This is a genomic window from Stenotrophomonas sp. PS02297, assembly GCF_029959705.1.
GTDB lineage: Bacteria > Pseudomonadota > Gammaproteobacteria > Xanthomonadales > Xanthomonadaceae > Stenotrophomonas > Stenotrophomonas nitritireducens.
Map to the genome: position 1 here is coordinate 16161 of NZ_JASCOS010000018.1, position 16849 is coordinate 33009.

A 16849-nucleotide genomic window follows, 5' to 3' on the forward strand; every position below is an offset into this window, starting at 1 on the left:
CCGCCCAGGCTCGGCTCAACCGCGCACCTGTCCGCTGCGGCGGGTCTGCGCCTTGACCAGCCGGTCCATGGTGCGCAGCGACTTCTCGTCCAGCGCCAGCGCCGCATCGACCCACACCCGGGTGATGTCCAGCAGCTCCTGGTAGTCGACCCGGTTGGAGATGCCGCGCACCGCGTTCATCGCCAGGTACGACTGCGGGATGCGCTGCTGCTGGCGGATCAGGTCGTTCACCGCCTGCTCGCCCTGGCCGCGCGGCACCAGGATGTCGACCACGCCCATGGCGTGCATTTCCTCGGCCGTGTGCACGCGGCCTTCCAGGATGATGCGCTCGGCCAGCTGCGGCGACACGCGGCGGCTCAGGAAGTTGTACGCGCCCATGCCCGGGAACAGGCCGAACAGGACCTCCGGCAGCCCCATGCCCACGCCTTCCTCGGCGACGATGGTGTGGCAGGACAAGGCCATTTCCAGGCCGCCGCCGAGCGCGTCGCCCTGCAGCAGGGCGATGGTGCGGAAGCTGCCGTCCAGGCCGGCGTGGAAGCGGTATACGCCGTCGATGCAGCTGCGCGCATAGCGCAGCAGGCCTTCGCCGTCGCGTGCGCGGATCAGGCCGGAGAACACATCCAGGTCGCCGCCGAGATTGAACGCGTCGGCCGCGGACGCCAGCACCAGGTGGCGCAGGTGTCCGGACCGGGCCTGCGGAGCGCCGGTGATGCCATCCAGGTAGGCATGCATCTCGGTCATCAGCGGCTTGCGGAAGCAGGGGCGCACGCCGGGGCCTGCGTCGGCATGCATGTGCAGCCAGTGCACGTCGCTGGCCGCGTCGTCGTGCACGCGGATGGTGGAGTAGGGGGTGGCGGGGGCGCCGACAGGCAGCAGTTCGATCGCATTCATGGGCTGGGTCCTTGCAGGAGGCCCGCGGAATCGGAAGCGTGGGCGGCGGGCCGGACGCTGGCACTCCGCGATCCTACACGCGGTACCAGTCCCGTGAATGCGCGAAGGCCCCGCCGGAGCCGGCGGGGCCTTCACGGGGACGGCTGGACAGGCCGGCTTCAGCCGGTCGGCGGCGCGTCGCGCAGTTCGCGGCGCAGGATCTTGCCGACGTTGGTCTTGGGCAGTTCCTTGCGGAACTCGACGATGCGCGGGTGCTTGTAGCCGGTCAGGTTGGCGCGGGCGAACTCCTTCACCTGCTCCTCGGTCAGGTTCGGGTCCTTCCTGACGATCACCACCTTGACCACCTCGCCGGACTTCTCGTTCGGCACGCCGACCGCGGCTACTTCCAGCACGCCCGGCATCATCGCGATCACGTCCTCCACTTCGTTCGGGTACACGTTGAAGCCGGAGACCAGGATCATGTCCTTCTTGCGGTCGACGATGTAGAAGAAGCCCTTCTCGTCCATGCGCGCCATGTCGCCGGTGTGCAGCCAGCCGTCGGCATCCATCGCCTTGGCGGTCTCGTCCGGGCGGTGCCAGTAGCCCTTCATCACCTGCGGGCCGCGGATGCACAGCTCGCCGACTTCGCCGGTGGCGACCATGTTGCCGTCGTCGTCCTTCACGCAGGCGTCGGTGGAGGGAATCGGCAGGCCGATGGCGCCGTTGTACTCGGCCAGGTCCAGCGGGTTGATGCAGGCCGCCGGCGAAGTCTCGGTCAGGCCGTAGGCTTCCACCAGGGTGGTGCCGGTGATCTTCTTCCAGCGCTCGGCCACCGCACGCTGCACCGCCATGCCGCCGCCCAGGGTGACCTTGAGCGCGGAGAAATCCACGTCCTCGAAGCCGGGCGTGTTGAGCAGGCCGTTGAACAGCGTGTTGACGCCGGTGATGGCGGTGAAGCGGTTGTTGCGCAGCTCCTTGACGAAGCCCTTCATGTCGCGCGGGTTGGTGATCAGGTAGTTCAGGCCGCCCAGCTTCATGAAGACCAGGCCGTTCGCCGTCAGCGCGAAGATGTGGTACAGCGGCAGCGCGGTGATGATCACTTCCTCGCCCGGCTTGACTCCCGAGGCCGAGATCCACGCCGAGGCCTGCTGCATGTTCGCCACCAGGTTGCGGTGGGTCAGCATGGCGCCCTTGGCCACCCCGGTGGTGCCGCCGGTGTACTGCAGGAAGGCGATGTCGTCGTGGCTGACGTCCACCGGCGGCAGCGCATGGCGCGCGCCCAGGCGCAGCGCCTCGCGGAAGCGGACCGCACCGTGGATGCGGTAGTCCGGCACCATCTTCTTCACGTACTTGAGCACGAAGTTGACGATCGCGCCCTTGGGGAAGCCGAGCATGTCGCCCAGGCCGGTGGTGACCACCTGCTTGACCGGCGTATCGGCGATGACCTGCTGCACGGTGTCGCCGAAGTTGTCCACCACCACCAGCACCGAGGCGCCGGCATCCACCAGCTGGTGCTTGAGTTCGCGGGCGGTATACAGCGGGTTGACGTTCACCACGGTCAGGCCGGCGCGCAGGATGCCGAAGGTGGCGATCGGGTACTGCAGGCAGTTGGGCATCATCACCGCGACGCGGTCGCCCTTCTTCAGCTGCAGCTCGCCCAGCAGGTAGCTGGCGAACTGCGTGACCAGGGCATCGGCCTGCCCGTAGGTCAGCACCTTGCCGAAATTGGAGTAGGCGGGACGGTCGCGGAACTTGGCCACGGAGGCATCGAACACCGCGGCCACGGAGCGGAATTCATCGACGTCGATCTCGGCCGGCACGCCGGCGGGATAACTCTGCAGCCAGGGACGTTCCTGATTCATCTTCCCCTCCAGGAAATGGTTTGTGGTCTAGTTGGCATGGGCGGCCGTCCGCCGATGGCGGCCGTCACCGCAGCATACCGTCCAGAATGGAAAAGGCGAAGGGAGCGATGATCCGAACGGTCCTCAACTGCGCGCGTATTGCGCTGATCGTGCTGGCCCTGGCCGCGTGCGCGCGGCAGGCGCCCGAGCAGCGCCTGCGCCAGGCCGTGGCGCAGATGCAGGAAGCCGTGGAGCAGGGCAGGCCCAGGGACTTCATGGCCGACGTCGCCGACGACTTCATCGGTAACGATGCCCTGGACCACGCTGGACTGGATCGGCTGCTGCGCGGCCAGCTGCTGCTCAACGCCAAGGTCGGCATCCGCACCGGACCGTTGCAGGTGGAGATGGGGCAGGGCGATACCGCGACGGTCCGCTTCGGCGTGCTGCTGACCGGCGGCGACGGCCGTTTCCTGCCCGAGCGCGGGCAACTACAGCAGGTGACCAGCCAGTGGCGCGAGCGCGATGGCCGGTGGCAGGTCTACAGCGCCAGCTGGGTGCCTGCCGTGGAATAGATCCGCCCCCTCTTGCCCGCGGGGGAGGGAGGCATGCGCACCATCGGTCCGCTGTCCCTTGAAGGTTCCCGCGTCGGGACAGGAATCCGCGCACCGGGCGGGAGTCGAAGCGGCCGCTGCGGCGATGCGCGGCAATCCGCGATTCCGTCCCCCCCGGGGAATGCTCTGGCCGGACACCTGCGTCATGGATCCTACCGGCCTGGACGTTTCCCCGCGGGCGGCGCCTGCTCATTCCACCGCTATCTGCCCGCCGCCAGCTCCTTGCCGGACCACACCCTTCGGTTCCACCCTCGGACAGCTACCTGAATGGAGGCCCCGCGAGGCACCGTGTCGTCATGCGCCAATCGCGCAGGCCTGTTTATGCTGCCCGCGCAAATCACGCTGGCATGGCCGGCCCTAGACGGAGATTCCCCGATGAGCACCCGCACCGTTATCCGCACTCTTTCCATCGGCCTGGTGACCGCCGCCGTGCTGTCGGCCTGCGCTACTGGCGGCTCCTATGTACAGAGCGACCCGTACGGCAACCAGACCCAGCAGCAGAACCGCACCGGCAAGGGGGCGCTGATCGGCGCGGCCATCGGTACCGCCGCCGGACTGCTCAGCGGCAGCAGCGCCACCGAGCGCCGCCAGCACGCGATGATCGGCGCAGGCATTGGCGCGCTGGGCGGCGCGGCCGTCGGCAACTACCAGGACCGCCAGGAACGCGCCCTGCGCGAGCGCACCGCCAACACCGGCATCGACGTCCAGCGCCAGGGCGACAACATCACCCTGAACCTGCCCGACGGCATTACCTTCGACTTCAACAAGACCACACTCAAGCCTCAGTTCTATGGCGCCCTCAACGGCGTGGCCTCGACCCTGGCCGAGTACAACCAGACCATGATCGAAGTGGTCGGCCACACCGACAGCATCGGCACCGACGCGGTCAACAACCGCATCTCCAAGGAACGCGCCGACGCCGTGGCCGCCTATCTGGCCGCGCAGGGCGTGCAGCGCGAACGCATCGAGACCCTGGGCGCCGGCAAGAACTACCCGATCGCCAGCAACGATACCGACGCCGGCCGCGCGCAGAACCGCCGCGTCGAGATCCGCGTGATCCCGCTGCGTTCGTGACCCGGCCTTAGTCCCGGTCCTGGAAGAGCCGCGCAAGCGGCTCTTTCTTTTTGTGGATTCCCGCCAGGGCACGAAGCCGCGGCCGGCACGGCAGGCGTGATTGCCGGACAGATGATCCCGGGGCGCACGATGCGCTGTAGCGCAGGGCAACGCCCGGCGAGGCTTGGCCGGTAATGCTCCAGCGGGGCGTTGCCCCGCTCTACAGAAGAGGGGCGCTGCTGTTCTGTAGCGCCGGGCAACGCCCGGCGGGGTTTGGCCGGTAATGCTCCAGCGGGGCGTTGCCCCGCTCTACAGAAGAGGGGGGCGCTGCTGCCCTGTAGCGCCGGGCAACGCCCGGCGGGGTTTGGCCGGTAATGCTCCAGCGGGGCGTTGCCCCCGCTCTACAGAAGAGGGGCGCTGCTGCCCTGTAGCGCCGGGCAACGCCCGGCGGGGCCTCGCCGGGGACGCTCCGGCGCGGGGTTGTCCCGTGATCAGCGACGGGCAGGTTTCTTCTCCGTTTGTCCGGCAGTGCTGTGGGGGAGCGCCGTGCGGCTCAGCCCAGGTCCTCGGCGATCACCACGCTGTTGCGGCCATTGCCCTTGGCCAGGTACAGCGCCGCGTCGGCGCGCGAGAACCAGTCCTGCCAGTACTGCTCGCCGGCATACATCGCCGCGCCCAGCGAGATGGTGATGCCGCCGCCGGGGCCATGCAGGGATTGCTGCACCGATTCGCGCACCCGCTCGGTGAAGCTGGCCAGCGCGTCGCGGCTGCCGGCCTCGGCCAGGATCACGAACTCCTCGCCGCCGAAGCGGAATACCTTGTCCTGCTCGCGCAGCTCCAGCCGCAGGATCGCCGCCAGCTCGACCAGCGCATTGTCGCCGGCGGTATGGCCGTAGTGGTCGTTGACGTCCTTGAAGTGGTCGATGTCCAGGATCACCAGGGCATGCCGGAACCGGCCCTGGCGGGCGCTGCCGATCTCCTGCACCAAGGTCTTTTCCAGCGCACGGCGGTTGGGCAGGCCGGTCAGCTCGTCCAGCGAGGCCAGCAGCTCCAGCCGTGTACGATCGCCCTGCAGGCGCCGCGAGAAGCGGAAGCCGAAGCCCAGGATCAGCGCGATCACCACCAGCGCCTGGATATCCAGCGCCGGCGTGCGCAGCACGCCCGGCATCGCCAGCAGGCCGGCCACCATCACCAGGTTCGCCGGGGTGGCGATGCGGTTGTGGACCAGGAAGAAGTTGACCATCAACGCCAGCAGCGACCAGGGCAGGGCGCGGTGGCCCAGTTCGCCCACGGCCAACAGGCAGCCGGCCACGTTCGACAGGCACAACAGCAGGCCGGCGCTGGACAACTGCGCAGTGCGCTTGTGTACCAGCCAGGTCGCCACCGCGGCCGGCGCCGCGCAGGCCAGCGCGGCCAGCATCTGCAGCGGCAGGCGGTGCCATGCCAGCCAGCCGGCGAACACCAGCAGCGCCAGCGTGGCGACCGGGGCGATGGTACGCAGCGGCACGCTGCGCAGTTCGCGCGGCAGCGAGGGAATCGTCGGAGGTCCGGCGGCGGGTTTCATGACTGCGCAACATAGCAAGGAAGGTGGCAATCAATCCTTCACTCAGTGCGCACCTTCGGCTTGTCTTCCGCCGCCGCCCCTCCGGATGCCCGGCCATGCCGGCCGTGGCCTGGCCCCGCGGGTGGGCGACCCCTTGCTTATGGCCCATCCGCCGGCAGCGGGCGCGGTGCTAGATTCGGCCGCTACCGGCTTCCATGCCGGCGTCTTTCCAGCGCATGAGGGAAACCATGAGCGTCCGTTGCACTGCCTGGTCCGCGGTACTCGCCGCGACCGCCACCACCTTGTTGGCCAGCATGCCCGCGCATGCCGAATACGCCAAGCCGCCGGCCGAGCTGCTGAAGGTGCTGACCGCACCGCCACCGCCGGCGCCCAGCGTCGACCCCACCGGCAGGCGCCTGCTGCTGACCACCAGCCAGACCTATCCGTCCATCGCCCGCGTCGCCCGGCCCTATCTGAAGCTGGCCGGCCTGCGCCTGGAGCCCGGCAACCGCAGCCGCCATGACACCCCGGGCGGCTACGGCATTCCGGCCTGCGTGGCCGATTTCACCCTGGTGGACATCGGCAGCGGCAAGGAAACCCGCGTGCCGCTGCCGAAGGACGCCTGCGCCGGTGGCGCGCTGTGGTCGCCGGACGGCCAGCGTTTCGCCTTCCAGAACGTCGTCGCCGATTCGGTGCAGCTGTGGGTGGGCGACGCCGCCAGCGGCCAGGTCCGGCAGGTTGCGGGGGCGCGCCTGAACCCCATGTTCGGCAGCACCGTGCAGTGGCTGGACGGCGGCAACCGCCTGCTGGTCAAGCTGGTGCCTGCCAACCAGGGCCCGGCGCCGGCAGGCGATGACGTGTATGGCCCGGACGTGCAGGAATCGCTCGGCGCCAAGGGCGTGAGCAGCACCTACGAAACCCGCGACACCCTGGCCAGCGAACACGACGAACGCCTGTTCGCCTACTACGGCCAGTCGCAGCTGGCGGTGGTCGAGGCCGCATCCGGCAAGGTGAGCCCGGTCGGTGCGCCGCAGCTGTACAACGGCGTCAACGGCGCGCCCGACGGCGTGCACGTGCTCACCCAGACCCTCAAGCCGCCGTTCTCGCACGCGGTCACCTACCAGCGTTTCGCCTACGACGTGGACGTGCTCGATGTGGCCACCGGCAAGAGCGTGCGCATCGCCGCGCTGCCGCTGGCCGAGCGGGTGCCGGTGCATGGCGTGCCGGAAGGCCCGCGCGATTTCGACTGGCGCGCCACCGACCCGGCCACCCTGGTCTGGGCCGAGGCGTTGGACAAGGGCGACTGGAACGTCAGCGTGCCGCAGCGCGACAGGCTGATGCTGCAGTCCGCACCGTTCACCGCAGCGCCGCGCGAGATCGCCCGCACCACCCAGCGCTATGCCGGCCTGGAATGGACCGCGCGCCCGCAGCGCAGCTTCCTGCACGAATACGACGAGAACCGCCACTGGCAACAGACCCGCATCGTCGACATCGATGATCCGAAACAGGAAGCGCGCCTGCTGTGGGACCTTTCCAGCGACGAGCTGTACGGCGACCCGGGCAGCTTCGTCTACCAGCGCCTGCCCAGCGGCGCGGTGGTCGTGCGCGAAGAGGACGGCAAGGTGTTCCTGCGCGGGCAGGGCGCATCGCCGCAGGGCGACCGCCCGTTCCTCGACCGCCTGGACCTGGCCACGCTCAAGAGCGAGCGCCTGTTCCGCAGCGCCCCCGACGCCTACGACCAGTTCCTCGGCTTCACCGCCGCGCCGGGCCGCTACCTCACCTGGCACCAGTCGGTGATCGATCCGCCCAACGCCTGGCTGCGCGAACTGGGTGCGCGCGACGCCGCGGCGAAGGAAGGCGAAGCGCAGTACGCGGCCGACGGCCGTGCGCTGACCCACATCGCCGACCCCACCCCCGAAGTGCGGCAGATCCAGAAGAAGCTGGTCACCTACAAGCGCGCCGACGGCATCGACCTGTCCTTCACCCTGTACACCCCGCCGGGCTACAAGGAAGGCCAGCGCCTGCCGGCCATCCTCTACGCCTATCCGGCCGACTTCGCCAACAGCGCGCAGGCCGGGCAGGTGTCCGGCTCGCAGCAGACCTTCACCCGCCTGGCGCCGTACCGGCTGATGCTGCTGGCCGGCTACGCCATCATCGACAACGCCTCGTTCCCCATCGTCGGCGACCCGAAGAGCGCCTACGACACCTACCTGGAACAGCTCACCGCCGACGCCAAGGCCGCGGTGGACAAGGCGGTGGAACTGGGCGTGGTGGACCGCAACCGCATCGGCGTCACCGGCCACAGCCACGGCGGGCTGATGACCGCCAACCTGATCGCCCACACCGACCTGTTCAAGGCCGGCGTGGCTACCAGCGGCTCGTACAACAAGACCTTCACCCCGTTCGGCTTCCAGAACGAGCGCCGCTCGGTATGGCAGGCGCAGGACGTGTACCTGAAGGCCTCGCCGTACTTCTACGCCGACAGGATCAAGCTGCCGCTGCTGCTGGTGCATGGCGAGGACGACGCCAATCCCGGCACCGAACCGTTCCAGTCGCGCAAGCTCTACCAGGCCATCCGCGGCAACGGCGGCACCACCCGCCTGGTGATGCTGCCGCACGAACCGCACTGGTACACCGCGCTGGAATCCAACGAACAGCTGGTGGCCGAAATGCTGGCCTGGTTCGACCGCTACGTGAAGAACGCGCCGGCGGCTTCGTCCAAGTGAGCCGAAGGTGAGTTGATCGATCAACAGGAAGAAGCCCGCGCAAGCGGGCTTCTTTCTTTCCACGTGTTGGCGGATTGGGTTGCACGAATAAAGCCAGCGGCGTGCGCTGGTGGTTGAATCACTGCTGCCCGGGACCGCCTGCTCGCCCTTCTTGCCATGGCTGATCAACAACACCCCGTTGCCGACTGCCACCTGCAGCCATCGCCCACTGCAAACCCGCAATGCTCCAGCCAGCGCCGGACAAACGAAGCCTGCGCACCGCACAGCCGATGATCTGCTCACCGTGGCGCGCGGGGCAGTGCAATGGCCCATCGTGCAACGCGTGGGCTGGCGTGCGCGGCCAGGAGTCGCAAGCGGGGGAGGGCGTGCCTGTTGCTGTTCCCTTTGCGGGCATCCTGCACATTCAAGCGTGGTGCGTCGGCTTGATGACGGGAACGTCGATGGAACGCTTGAAAAGGCTGCTGTCGGACTCCCCGTTTCCGTGGGAGTCCACCATGGCGCTGTCGATCGCGATGGCGGACGGTACACGGTTGGCAGACCGGACTGGCGGACCATGCGGTCTCCACGCACCACCTGCCATTTGGTCATGCGCGGAAGGCGCCAGCATCAATGATGGGGGCTGTGCACCTCCGTCTTTCAGGCTGTCAAACCCCGCTGCGGAATTCGCCGTAGCGGGTGAATGGTGCGATCCGCTCTCCAGGGATGCGAATCGGACTTTCCCGCATTGATCCGAAGCAGAAAAAGGCGAGGCGATACCGCTCGGCCGACAGGGCGGAATGACGGTCCGCCGATCGCTTGTTGGCCGGATTCGGCCGACCTAAGATTGCCAGGGCAGTGCCTGATGACGGCCTGGAACCATGGCCGATCACCTTCCGGCCATCGCAGTCCGGACCCGGCAACTGGGGACTGGCCGGCTCTGTCAAAGCAACGCTCATCCGGTGCGACAGGTTCATCGCCTGCCGCTGGCAGGGCATCACCCACCCGATCCACCCAAGCGAGCGATATGAAGAGATTGGCTGCCCTGTTGTTGCTTCTTCCGGCGTTCGTGCTCGCGCATGCGGCCCCTGTACCGGCGCAGGACCTGCATGGGGAAAGGCTGGACGATTTCCTCGGCTACGTGGAAAACAACAATGGCGGCATCGGCAGCCTGACCATTTTCAGGGGCGGCCGCGAGGTCTATGGCAGGAGCTTCGGGCAGAACAACCTGCCTGGCGTTGCCCATGACGGGAACAGCAAGTACCAGATCGCGTCCGTGACGAAGATGGTGACGGCGATACTGGCGTTCAAGCTGATCGAAGACGGGCGATTGAGCCTGGATGACCGCCTGTCCGCCTTCTATCCCGACATGCCGTCGTCGCGGGAAATCACCATCGGGCACCTGCTGGCGCATACCAGCGGCCTGGGGAATTTCGCGATCCGGAACGGCTCGGTCTGGGTGGTCGACGAAGTCGGCCAGCCGCAGATACTGGAGGAGATAAAGCGGCAGGGCACGGCTTTCGAGCCCGGCGAACGCGTCGCTTATTCCAACTCCGCCTACTTCCTGCTGCGGATGATCCTCGAGCAGAAATATGGGCGTGCCTACCATGAGATCGTCGCGCAGGAGATCGCAGAGCCGCTTGGCCTGAGGAATTTCGCCTCGGCAGGATCCCATCCCGCCAACACCTTCAAGTCCTATGCGTTCGCGGGGCAGTGGGGAGAAATCAAGGACATCGCCTACTCCAATGTGATCGGCGTGGGTGACATCGCAAGCACGACGCGGGACATGGGGGCGCTGATCACCGGCCTGTTCCAGTACAGGATCCTGCGCAGGGACACCCTGGAGCAGATGGAGCCGGCCCCGGGCAACGGCTGGGGCCGGGGCCTGGCGGAGTTCACGTACGGAGAGAAGCGCTTTCTGGGCCACGCCGGCGACGTGCTCGGCTCTCATTCGCGGGTCATCTACAACCCGAAGGACGAGGTGGCCATCGCCTACTCGACCAATGGCGAGCGCATTCCGACCAATGCGTTTCTGGAAACCATCGTGGGCATCGTCTATGGCGATGACGTAGCGTTTCCGGAAATAAAGTAGCCGCTCCAGATCCGCAGGACATCCGGCGGGCGCGACCCATCCTTCGGCATGATGGATCGCTGGTGTCGGTCGTAAGCCGGCAATGGGCCCATGGGCAGCAGACGCCATTGCTGGCGCTCACCTCAAGCGCAACGCGACAGCTCGCTTGGCTGCCAGCCGTCATCAGTGCTGAGCCGATGCCGCGCTCTTGCGCTCCAGGCGCGCGGAGTACGGCCGGACCCTTCGCCGGAGTTGCCGCAGAGGCGCCGCCACACGGTGCATGAGGTCCTCATCATCCAACGTCACCAATGTGACTTCCTGCTGCCCGCTTTGCGCAGGGAATCGCGACGCAGTGTCCGCATGCCTGTATCCAGCGCATTGCCGGTGTTGTCGCGTGACCATGCCGCATCGAAGCAATCGACATGGCTGTCCTCGCAGATGAATCGGGAGGAGCCGGCGACATCCCTGGAAGACCCGCCGTGTAAAAGCGATGCACTCATCAAGGCAGGCTGCTCGTCCCTGACTGGGGCTCGGATGCTTCAGACAGCTTTGTGACAGCTGATCGGATGCTGCAGGTTCTGCACGATATCGATGGATCCAGGTCGCAGTTCCTGCGCGTTTGCGCATCTTCACGACCCTTCCACGTGCGCCAACATCAGCTGAAGGCGGGGTCATGGCTTCTGCGAAAAGGCCGCTATATTCCAAGCTCCCCGACGAAGGAGGAGTGGAATGTTTCTGACCAAACAACATCTGAAAACCGCGGGCATGCTCGGCGTCGCATTCGTCGCCACCTCTGGCCTTGGCGCCTGTGCCACCTACAAGAACGAGTTCGCGAACATCAACACCCGCCTGGACCAGCTCGACGCCAAGGTGCAGGGCGCAGCCCAGAGCGCCGAATCCGCCAATCAGTCCGCGCAGCGGGCCAACCAACGCCTGGACCAGATCGAAGGTCGCGTCCAGCAGCTCGAAACGGCGCCTCGCCGCGCGGCGCGCGGCTGACCGCTCTTGCACCGTTCGTAACGCCTGAATCAGGAACCGGTGGCCTTTGCAGGCCACTGGTTTCCTTCCATCACACGGTCTTTGTTCCAGGGAGTCATTCCATCCGCATGTACAGATACGCTGCCGTCCGGATCGTTCATGGCGCGCTGCTGGTGGTGTTGGCATGCGCGGGCATCGGCGTGGCCAGTGCCGAGGATGCCGCCACGCAGCCGGCAGCGGCCGTCGATCAGCTTCCGCAGGGCCAGGACGTGTCCGACACGGTGATCGAGCTCGCCGGCTGGGTGGTTGCAAGCAGGGACAGCGAAGGCTATCCCTTCGCGATCATGGACAAGGCCGCTGCACAGATCCTGGTGTTCGGCGGCGACGGCAGGCTTCGTGGCGCGGCGCCGGCGCTGTTTGGCTCGGCAATCGGCGATCACATTGCTCCCGGTGTCGCCGGCCTGGCGCTTCGCGAAATTCCGGGCCGGGATCGCACGACGCCCGCGGGTCGCTTCGTCGGCGGTTTCGGTCCATCGATCGATGCCGGACGCGTGTTGTGGGTGGATTACGATTCGGCGGTCTCCATCCATCCCACCGCCACCGGCGTGCCATCCGAGAGGCGCCCTGAACGTCTCGCATCGCCTTCACCGGACGACAACCGCATCACCCATGGCTGCATCAACGTCTCGCCCGGGTTCTACGAGCAGGTCGTCCGCAAGACGTTCGAACGGGGCGGGGTTTTCTACATCCTGCCGGACAAGGCGTCGCTGGCGGAGACCTTTCCCGAGTTCGCGCGGAGCCGCTCGACCGCGCAGGGCAACAGTGGCGAAAGCGTACGACGCGCCCGCCATTGAAGGGCGCGTTGGCGTATCGGTCGAAGGCAGGCGAAGCGGCAGCGTGGCAGATCAGCTTGATGTCCGGGCAGCTTGTGAAAGCGGGTCGTCAGCCCGTCCATGGCCGAGCAGATCAGGCACCCGCCTCGAATGCGCTGTGATAGCGGACTTCGGCGGCGGGTACTCCATCGGCCAACGGCAACGCCTGGAAATACTCCGCAGGCACACCGGGCAATACCAACTGTGCGCATGCCTCGAACCCAAAGCGTGCGTAGTAGCCCGGATCGCCCAGCAGCACGCAACCGGCGCCGCCCATCGCCTTGAGCTTTTCGATGGCTTCAGCCATCAATGCCGAGCCGATGCCGCGGCCTTGCCGGTCCGGACGCACCGAGATCGGACCGAGTCCGTACCAGTCGGCGTCACCGGAGGACAACGTCACCGGCGACACCGCGACATGGCCAATGAGATCGTCGCCTTCCAGCGCCACCAGCGAGACGCTCAGCTGCCCGGCCTCGCGCAGGGCGGCGACGATGAGGTGTTCGGTGTGGCTGCCATGCGGCGCATTGGCGAATGCGGCTTCGGTGAGGCGGGCGATGGCGCTCGCGTCTCCGTGGCGTTCGTCGCGGATATGGAGGTTCATGGGCATCAGCAGATGGTGGGTCATTCGCGCACGGGGAAATCCAGATAACTGCTGCCGAACCAGCCGATCTCCAGGGGTTGCCCGGCATCGGCCAGGGTTTCGTCGGCCGGTGGTCTGCCGCTGCCGAGATTGAGCTGCTGATCGGGTTGCTTGACGACACCGACGGTGACGACCAGCCGGCTGCCGGCGGCAAGACGGCGGCCGAGCAGGCGGGTGTCGGCGATGCGCAGGCGTTGCCGCGCGCCCGGCTGCAGCAGCTGCCGGTGGCTGCGGTCAGCGGCATGGCTCAGGCGTTGCAGCCACCAGGCCAGATCGAGGTAGTCGCCGGCGGCGGTCTGTTCGTGGATGCCGATGGCGATGTCGGCATCGGCCTTGTTGAGGACGAAATCGAGTTCGCCGCCGAACGGACCGGCCAGTTCGGTGTCGTGCGGCAGCGGTTCGCCGCGGAACACCAGCCCGGCGTGCGGATCGAGTTCGCGGTTGAGCACGGTGGGCGACGGCGTCCAGCCGGCGTCGCCGCGATCGGTGAAATCCACGCGCTGGACGGTGACGGCATCAGCGGACGGTGCGTCGGCCAGCCGGTGCGAAGCCTCGCCGGGAAGCAGGTACAGGCGTTCGCTGCGCGTGGCCATCGCTTCGAGCGTGGGGGCGTGCCGCCAGCGGTCGGCGCCCATCACCTGCCAGTTGACGCGGTTGGCCAGCAGCTCCGGCCTGGGCGTGCCCTTGAATACATGATCGAACCAGGCCAGGCGCAGTGCCTGCAGGTCGTGGCGCGCGGAGGCGTCCGGCGTGTAGCCCTGCACCACCGGCGCTACGCCGGCCTGCATGGTGAAGTGCTCGTAAGGGCCGATCAGCAGGGTGTGGTCGGCGTCGGGGCGCTGGCGCAGGTGTTCGCGGAAATAGTGCAGGGCACCGATCTGCGCGCCGTCGAAATAGCCGGTGGTGACCAGCACCGGGATGTCGATGGCGGCGAACTCGCGCCCCTGTGGGGTCATCGCCTGCCAGTAGTCGTCGTAGACCGGGTGTTGCAGCCAGCGTTCGAACACCGGATTGGAGGCAGCGTCGATGCGCGGCAGGTCGCGGTAGGCGCGGCCGCTGCGGTACCACTCGCGGTTGAGCTTCTCCCAGCGTTCGCTGTCGCCGTAGGTGGCGTCGTCCAGCGCACGGTTGCCGGCGACGTAGAAGGGCCACGGGTACATGAAATTCAGGAAGACGCCGCCTTCCATCGGCACGTCGATGCCCGGCGCTGCCGTGGCCGAGGTGGCGATGGCCTTCAGTGCCGGCGGTCGCTGCTTGAGCGCTGCCCATTGCGTGTAGCCGCTGTAGCTGCCGCCGTACATGCCGACGCGGCCGTCGCTCCATGGCTGCGCCGCGGCCCATGCGATCGCCGCAGCGGCGTCGGCGCCATCGTGTTCGAAGGGGACGATGGCATCGCGGCTGCGGCCCTTGCCGCGGCTGTAGACGACCACGCCCGCATAGCCGTGCGCGGCCATCTTTTTGGCGTCGGCCCAGGCCCAGTCGTCGTTGGCATAGATCGTGAAAGTGAGCAGCACCGGCAGAGGCGGCGCCCTCGCCGGGCGCACCACCAGCGCGGCCAGTTCCACGCCGTCGGGCGTGCGCACCATCGCGTCGCGGTCGATCGCGTAGCGGCGTGCGTCATCCACCTTCAGGGCGGTGGTGAAGTACGGCTGGAACGCGGCATAGGCATCGTGCACCTGCCACGCGCGGACCAGGGCGATGGCTTCATCGATGGACAGGCGCGGCTTGCCGCGGGCACTGGCGATCTGCGCATCCAGTTCGTCGCGCATGCGCGGCAGCCAGCCGCCGAAGGCGAACTCGGCCTGCAGTGCGGTGCGCTCGTCGAGCGCTCCGAACCGTTCGGCGAATGCCTGTTGCCAGGCATCGGCATAGGACGCGTGCGTGTTGGCCTGGCGCTGTCTGGCGAGGGCATGGATTTCGTATTGCAGGAACAGCGGTGACTGGCCAGCAGCATGGTCTCCCAGTTGGCGCAGTTCGTGGATGCTGGCGATGGCCTGCGGATACTGGCCGGTGGCCGACTGCAGGCGGAACAGCGTTCCCAGGTAACGCTTCCGATCCTCGTCGCGGTAGTGCGCCATCACCTGTCGGGCGAAACCAGGCATGGCCGCGTCCATGCCCCCGTCGAGCAGATGCGCCGGCATGGGAACGGTCGCCGGCCGGGCGAAGGTGGTTCCGGTGGCGAGCAACAGCAGCAGGCCCAGCAGGCGCGACAGGGACATGGGCGGTCGATGGTCGAAGAATGCGTCTGGATACCATATCGCGAACGCGGGAGGGCCGGTCCGATACGTCACGCCGCGCTTACGACGCCGGTCGTCAGATACCGGAAACGACCGGGAGTGCTGCCATGCTGGATGGATGGGTGGAACGCAACCGCGATGGGCTGATCCTGCTGGCGCGGATCCTGTTGATGGTGCTGTTCGTGGTGTCGGGCTGGGCCAAGCTGACCGATTTCCAAGGCACGGTCGGCTACATGGCCTCGCTGCACGCACCGCTGCCGCAGGTGGCAGCCGGTGTGGCGGTCTGCATGGAATTTCTGGTCGGCATCGCCCTGCTGCTGGGGATCCAGGTGCGGCTGCTGGCGCTGCTGTTCGTCCTGTTCGTGCTGGGCACCGGCGTGCTCGGCCATGCGTTCTGGAGCATGGAAGGCGCCGAGCGCGCGATGAACATGACCCAGTTCCTGAAGAACCTGTCCATTGCCGGCGGGCTGATGCTGCTGGCGGTGACCGGCGGCGGGCGTTATGCGGTGGTCGGGCGGCCGCGCTGAGGGCGCACCTCAGGCCGTGCCCCGGCAGGTCGGGAAACGGCTGCAGCCCATGAAGAAGGCGCCGGTTTGCCGGTTGCGCCGCTCCACCATGGCAGCGCCGCAACGCGGGCAGGCCGTCACGTGGGTGGGCGATGCGCTGGCGGGTTGCCGTGCATCGGTGGCGGATGCCGATGTGGGCGCTGCCGGTTGCACTGCACGGATCATCGCCAGCAGTTGTTCGCCGGTGATCAGTTCGATGGGTTTGCCTGCCGCGAAGGCGGCTGCGGCTTCCGTATAGGCGCCGGTGGAGACGATCTTCACCGCGTCGGCGTGGTGATGGACAAGCAGGCCGTACATCTCGCGCACGATGGCCACGCCCACCTGCTCGCTCCGCCATTGCTTGCATTGCAAGAGGATGCGGCGGCCGTTCTTGACCAGCACCAGATCGATACCGCCATCGGGGCCGCCGTGGTGGTTCTCTTCAACGGCATGGCCCTGCCGGCGGAAGGCTTCACCTACGAGGCGTTCGAAATTGCGCCAGCCGGTTGCGGACAGGCTTTCCAGGTCGGTGCGGGTGTCGAGCAGGCGACGGCGGTTCCTGCTGCGGATAGCGGAAATGAGGGCGCCCAACAGGCAGGCAGCCAGCCATAGACAAGCCAGCACGCCGGACATCGGGGAAAGCGCGCCGGCCAATGGCCCGGTGTCGCCCAGCCATGCAGGCAATCCAATACGGAGTACCAGGAACCCGAGGATCCCGGCCGCGATGCCTGCTGGCCACGGCAACGCAGCCATGGCGTCCATCAATCCGTCGTTGCGCCGTCCGCGTCCCATGCCGGCCCTCCTTGCGTCCAGGCATGAAGATAACAGGGCGCAACGCATGCATCGACGGCGGCCACCGGTTGCGGCAGCCGCCATGCAAGGACGT

General features: G+C 67.4%; 14 protein-coding genes. 7 read left to right on the forward strand and 7 right to left on the reverse strand.

Going from position 1 to position 16849, the window contains the following annotated elements; translation table 11 throughout:
• Positions 1–15: 15 nt before the first annotated feature.
• The gene (locus QMX80_RS06265) at positions 16–891 is read right to left on the reverse strand and encodes a crotonase/enoyl-CoA hydratase family protein (protein ID WP_282275945.1); all 876 of its coding nucleotides are present in this window, start codon (positions 889–891) and stop codon (positions 16–18) included.
• A gap of 158 nt (positions 892–1049) precedes the next feature.
• Complete coding sequence (locus QMX80_RS06270; protein ID WP_282275946.1) at positions 1050–2732, reverse strand: long-chain fatty acid--CoA ligase; 1683 nt, start codon at positions 2730–2732, stop codon at positions 1050–1052.
• A 107-nt stretch (positions 2733–2839) separates the two neighbouring features.
• Here QMX80_RS06270 and QMX80_RS06275 point away from each other — a divergent pair, with 107 nt between their 5' ends.
• Entirely contained in the window at positions 2840–3283 is a 444-nt protein-coding gene (locus tag QMX80_RS06275; RefSeq protein WP_282275947.1) for a nuclear transport factor 2 family protein, read from the forward strand.
• A gap of 414 nt (positions 3284–3697) precedes the next feature.
• Positions 3698–4396 (forward strand): OmpA family protein, encoded by a 699-nt coding sequence (locus QMX80_RS06280; RefSeq protein WP_055773194.1) that lies wholly within the window; start codon positions 3698–3700, stop codon positions 4394–4396.
• Between the two features lie 532 nt (positions 4397–4928).
• On the opposite strand, the gene QMX80_RS06285 is transcribed toward QMX80_RS06280, so the two are convergent.
• Positions 4929–5939 carry a GGDEF domain-containing protein gene (locus QMX80_RS06285; RefSeq protein ID WP_282275949.1) on the reverse strand — a complete coding sequence of 337 codons (1011 nt, stop codon included), beginning with the start codon at positions 5937–5939 and terminating at the stop codon, positions 4929–4931.
• 227 nt (positions 5940–6166) lie between these two features.
• Between QMX80_RS06285 and QMX80_RS06290 the strand changes: the two genes are divergently transcribed.
• Positions 6167–8644: a prolyl oligopeptidase family serine peptidase gene (locus tag QMX80_RS06290; RefSeq protein WP_282275951.1), complete on the forward strand. Its 2478-nt coding sequence runs from the start codon at positions 6167–6169 to the stop codon at positions 8642–8644.
• A gap of 644 nt (positions 8645–9288) precedes the next feature.
• Here the strand turns inward: QMX80_RS06290 and QMX80_RS06295 are convergent.
• Positions 9289–9597 carry a hypothetical protein gene (locus QMX80_RS06295; protein WP_282275953.1) on the reverse strand — a complete coding sequence of 103 codons (309 nt, stop codon included), beginning with the start codon at positions 9595–9597 and terminating at the stop codon, positions 9289–9291.
• A gap of 59 nt (positions 9598–9656) precedes the next feature.
• On the opposite strand from QMX80_RS06295, the gene QMX80_RS06300 reads away from it, so the two are divergent.
• From QMX80_RS06300 to QMX80_RS06310, 3 genes are all read left to right on the forward strand, one after another.
• On the forward strand, positions 9657–10712 hold the full coding sequence (locus QMX80_RS06300; RefSeq protein WP_282275954.1) for a serine hydrolase domain-containing protein: 1056 nt from the start codon (positions 9657–9659) through the stop codon (positions 10710–10712).
• Between the two features lie 708 nt (positions 10713–11420).
• Entirely contained in the window at positions 11421–11690 is a 270-nt protein-coding gene (locus tag QMX80_RS06305) for a hypothetical protein (protein ID WP_273081615.1), read from the forward strand.
• Positions 11691–11836: 146 nt separating this feature from the next.
• The gene (locus QMX80_RS06310) at positions 11837–12523 is read left to right on the forward strand and encodes a hypothetical protein (protein ID WP_282275982.1); all 687 of its coding nucleotides are present in this window, start codon (positions 11837–11839) and stop codon (positions 12521–12523) included.
• A gap of 112 nt (positions 12524–12635) precedes the next feature.
• Here the strand turns inward: QMX80_RS06310 and QMX80_RS06315 are convergent, their stop codons facing one another.
• Together QMX80_RS06315 and QMX80_RS06320 are read right to left on the reverse strand one after the other, a co-directional pair.
• A complete protein-coding gene (locus QMX80_RS06315) occupies positions 12636–13142 on the reverse strand; it encodes an N-acetyltransferase (RefSeq protein WP_282275983.1) in 507 nt (168 codons plus the stop codon).
• Positions 13143–13162: 20 nt separating this feature from the next.
• Positions 13163–15400: a CocE/NonD family hydrolase gene (locus QMX80_RS06320; RefSeq protein WP_282275957.1), complete on the reverse strand. Its 2238-nt coding sequence runs from the start codon at positions 15398–15400 to the stop codon at positions 13163–13165.
• A gap of 125 nt (positions 15401–15525) precedes the next feature.
• Between QMX80_RS06320 and QMX80_RS06325 the strand changes: the two genes are divergently transcribed.
• On the forward strand, positions 15526–15945 hold the full coding sequence (locus QMX80_RS06325) for a DoxX family protein (protein WP_282275959.1): 420 nt from the start codon (positions 15526–15528) through the stop codon (positions 15943–15945).
• A 9-nt stretch (positions 15946–15954) separates the two neighbouring features.
• Here the strand turns inward: QMX80_RS06325 and QMX80_RS06330 are convergent, their stop codons facing one another.
• Positions 15955–16755 carry a restriction endonuclease gene (locus QMX80_RS06330; RefSeq protein WP_282275961.1) on the reverse strand — a complete coding sequence of 267 codons (801 nt, stop codon included), beginning with the start codon at positions 16753–16755 and terminating at the stop codon, positions 15955–15957.
• Between the last annotated feature and the right edge of the window lie 94 nt (positions 16756–16849).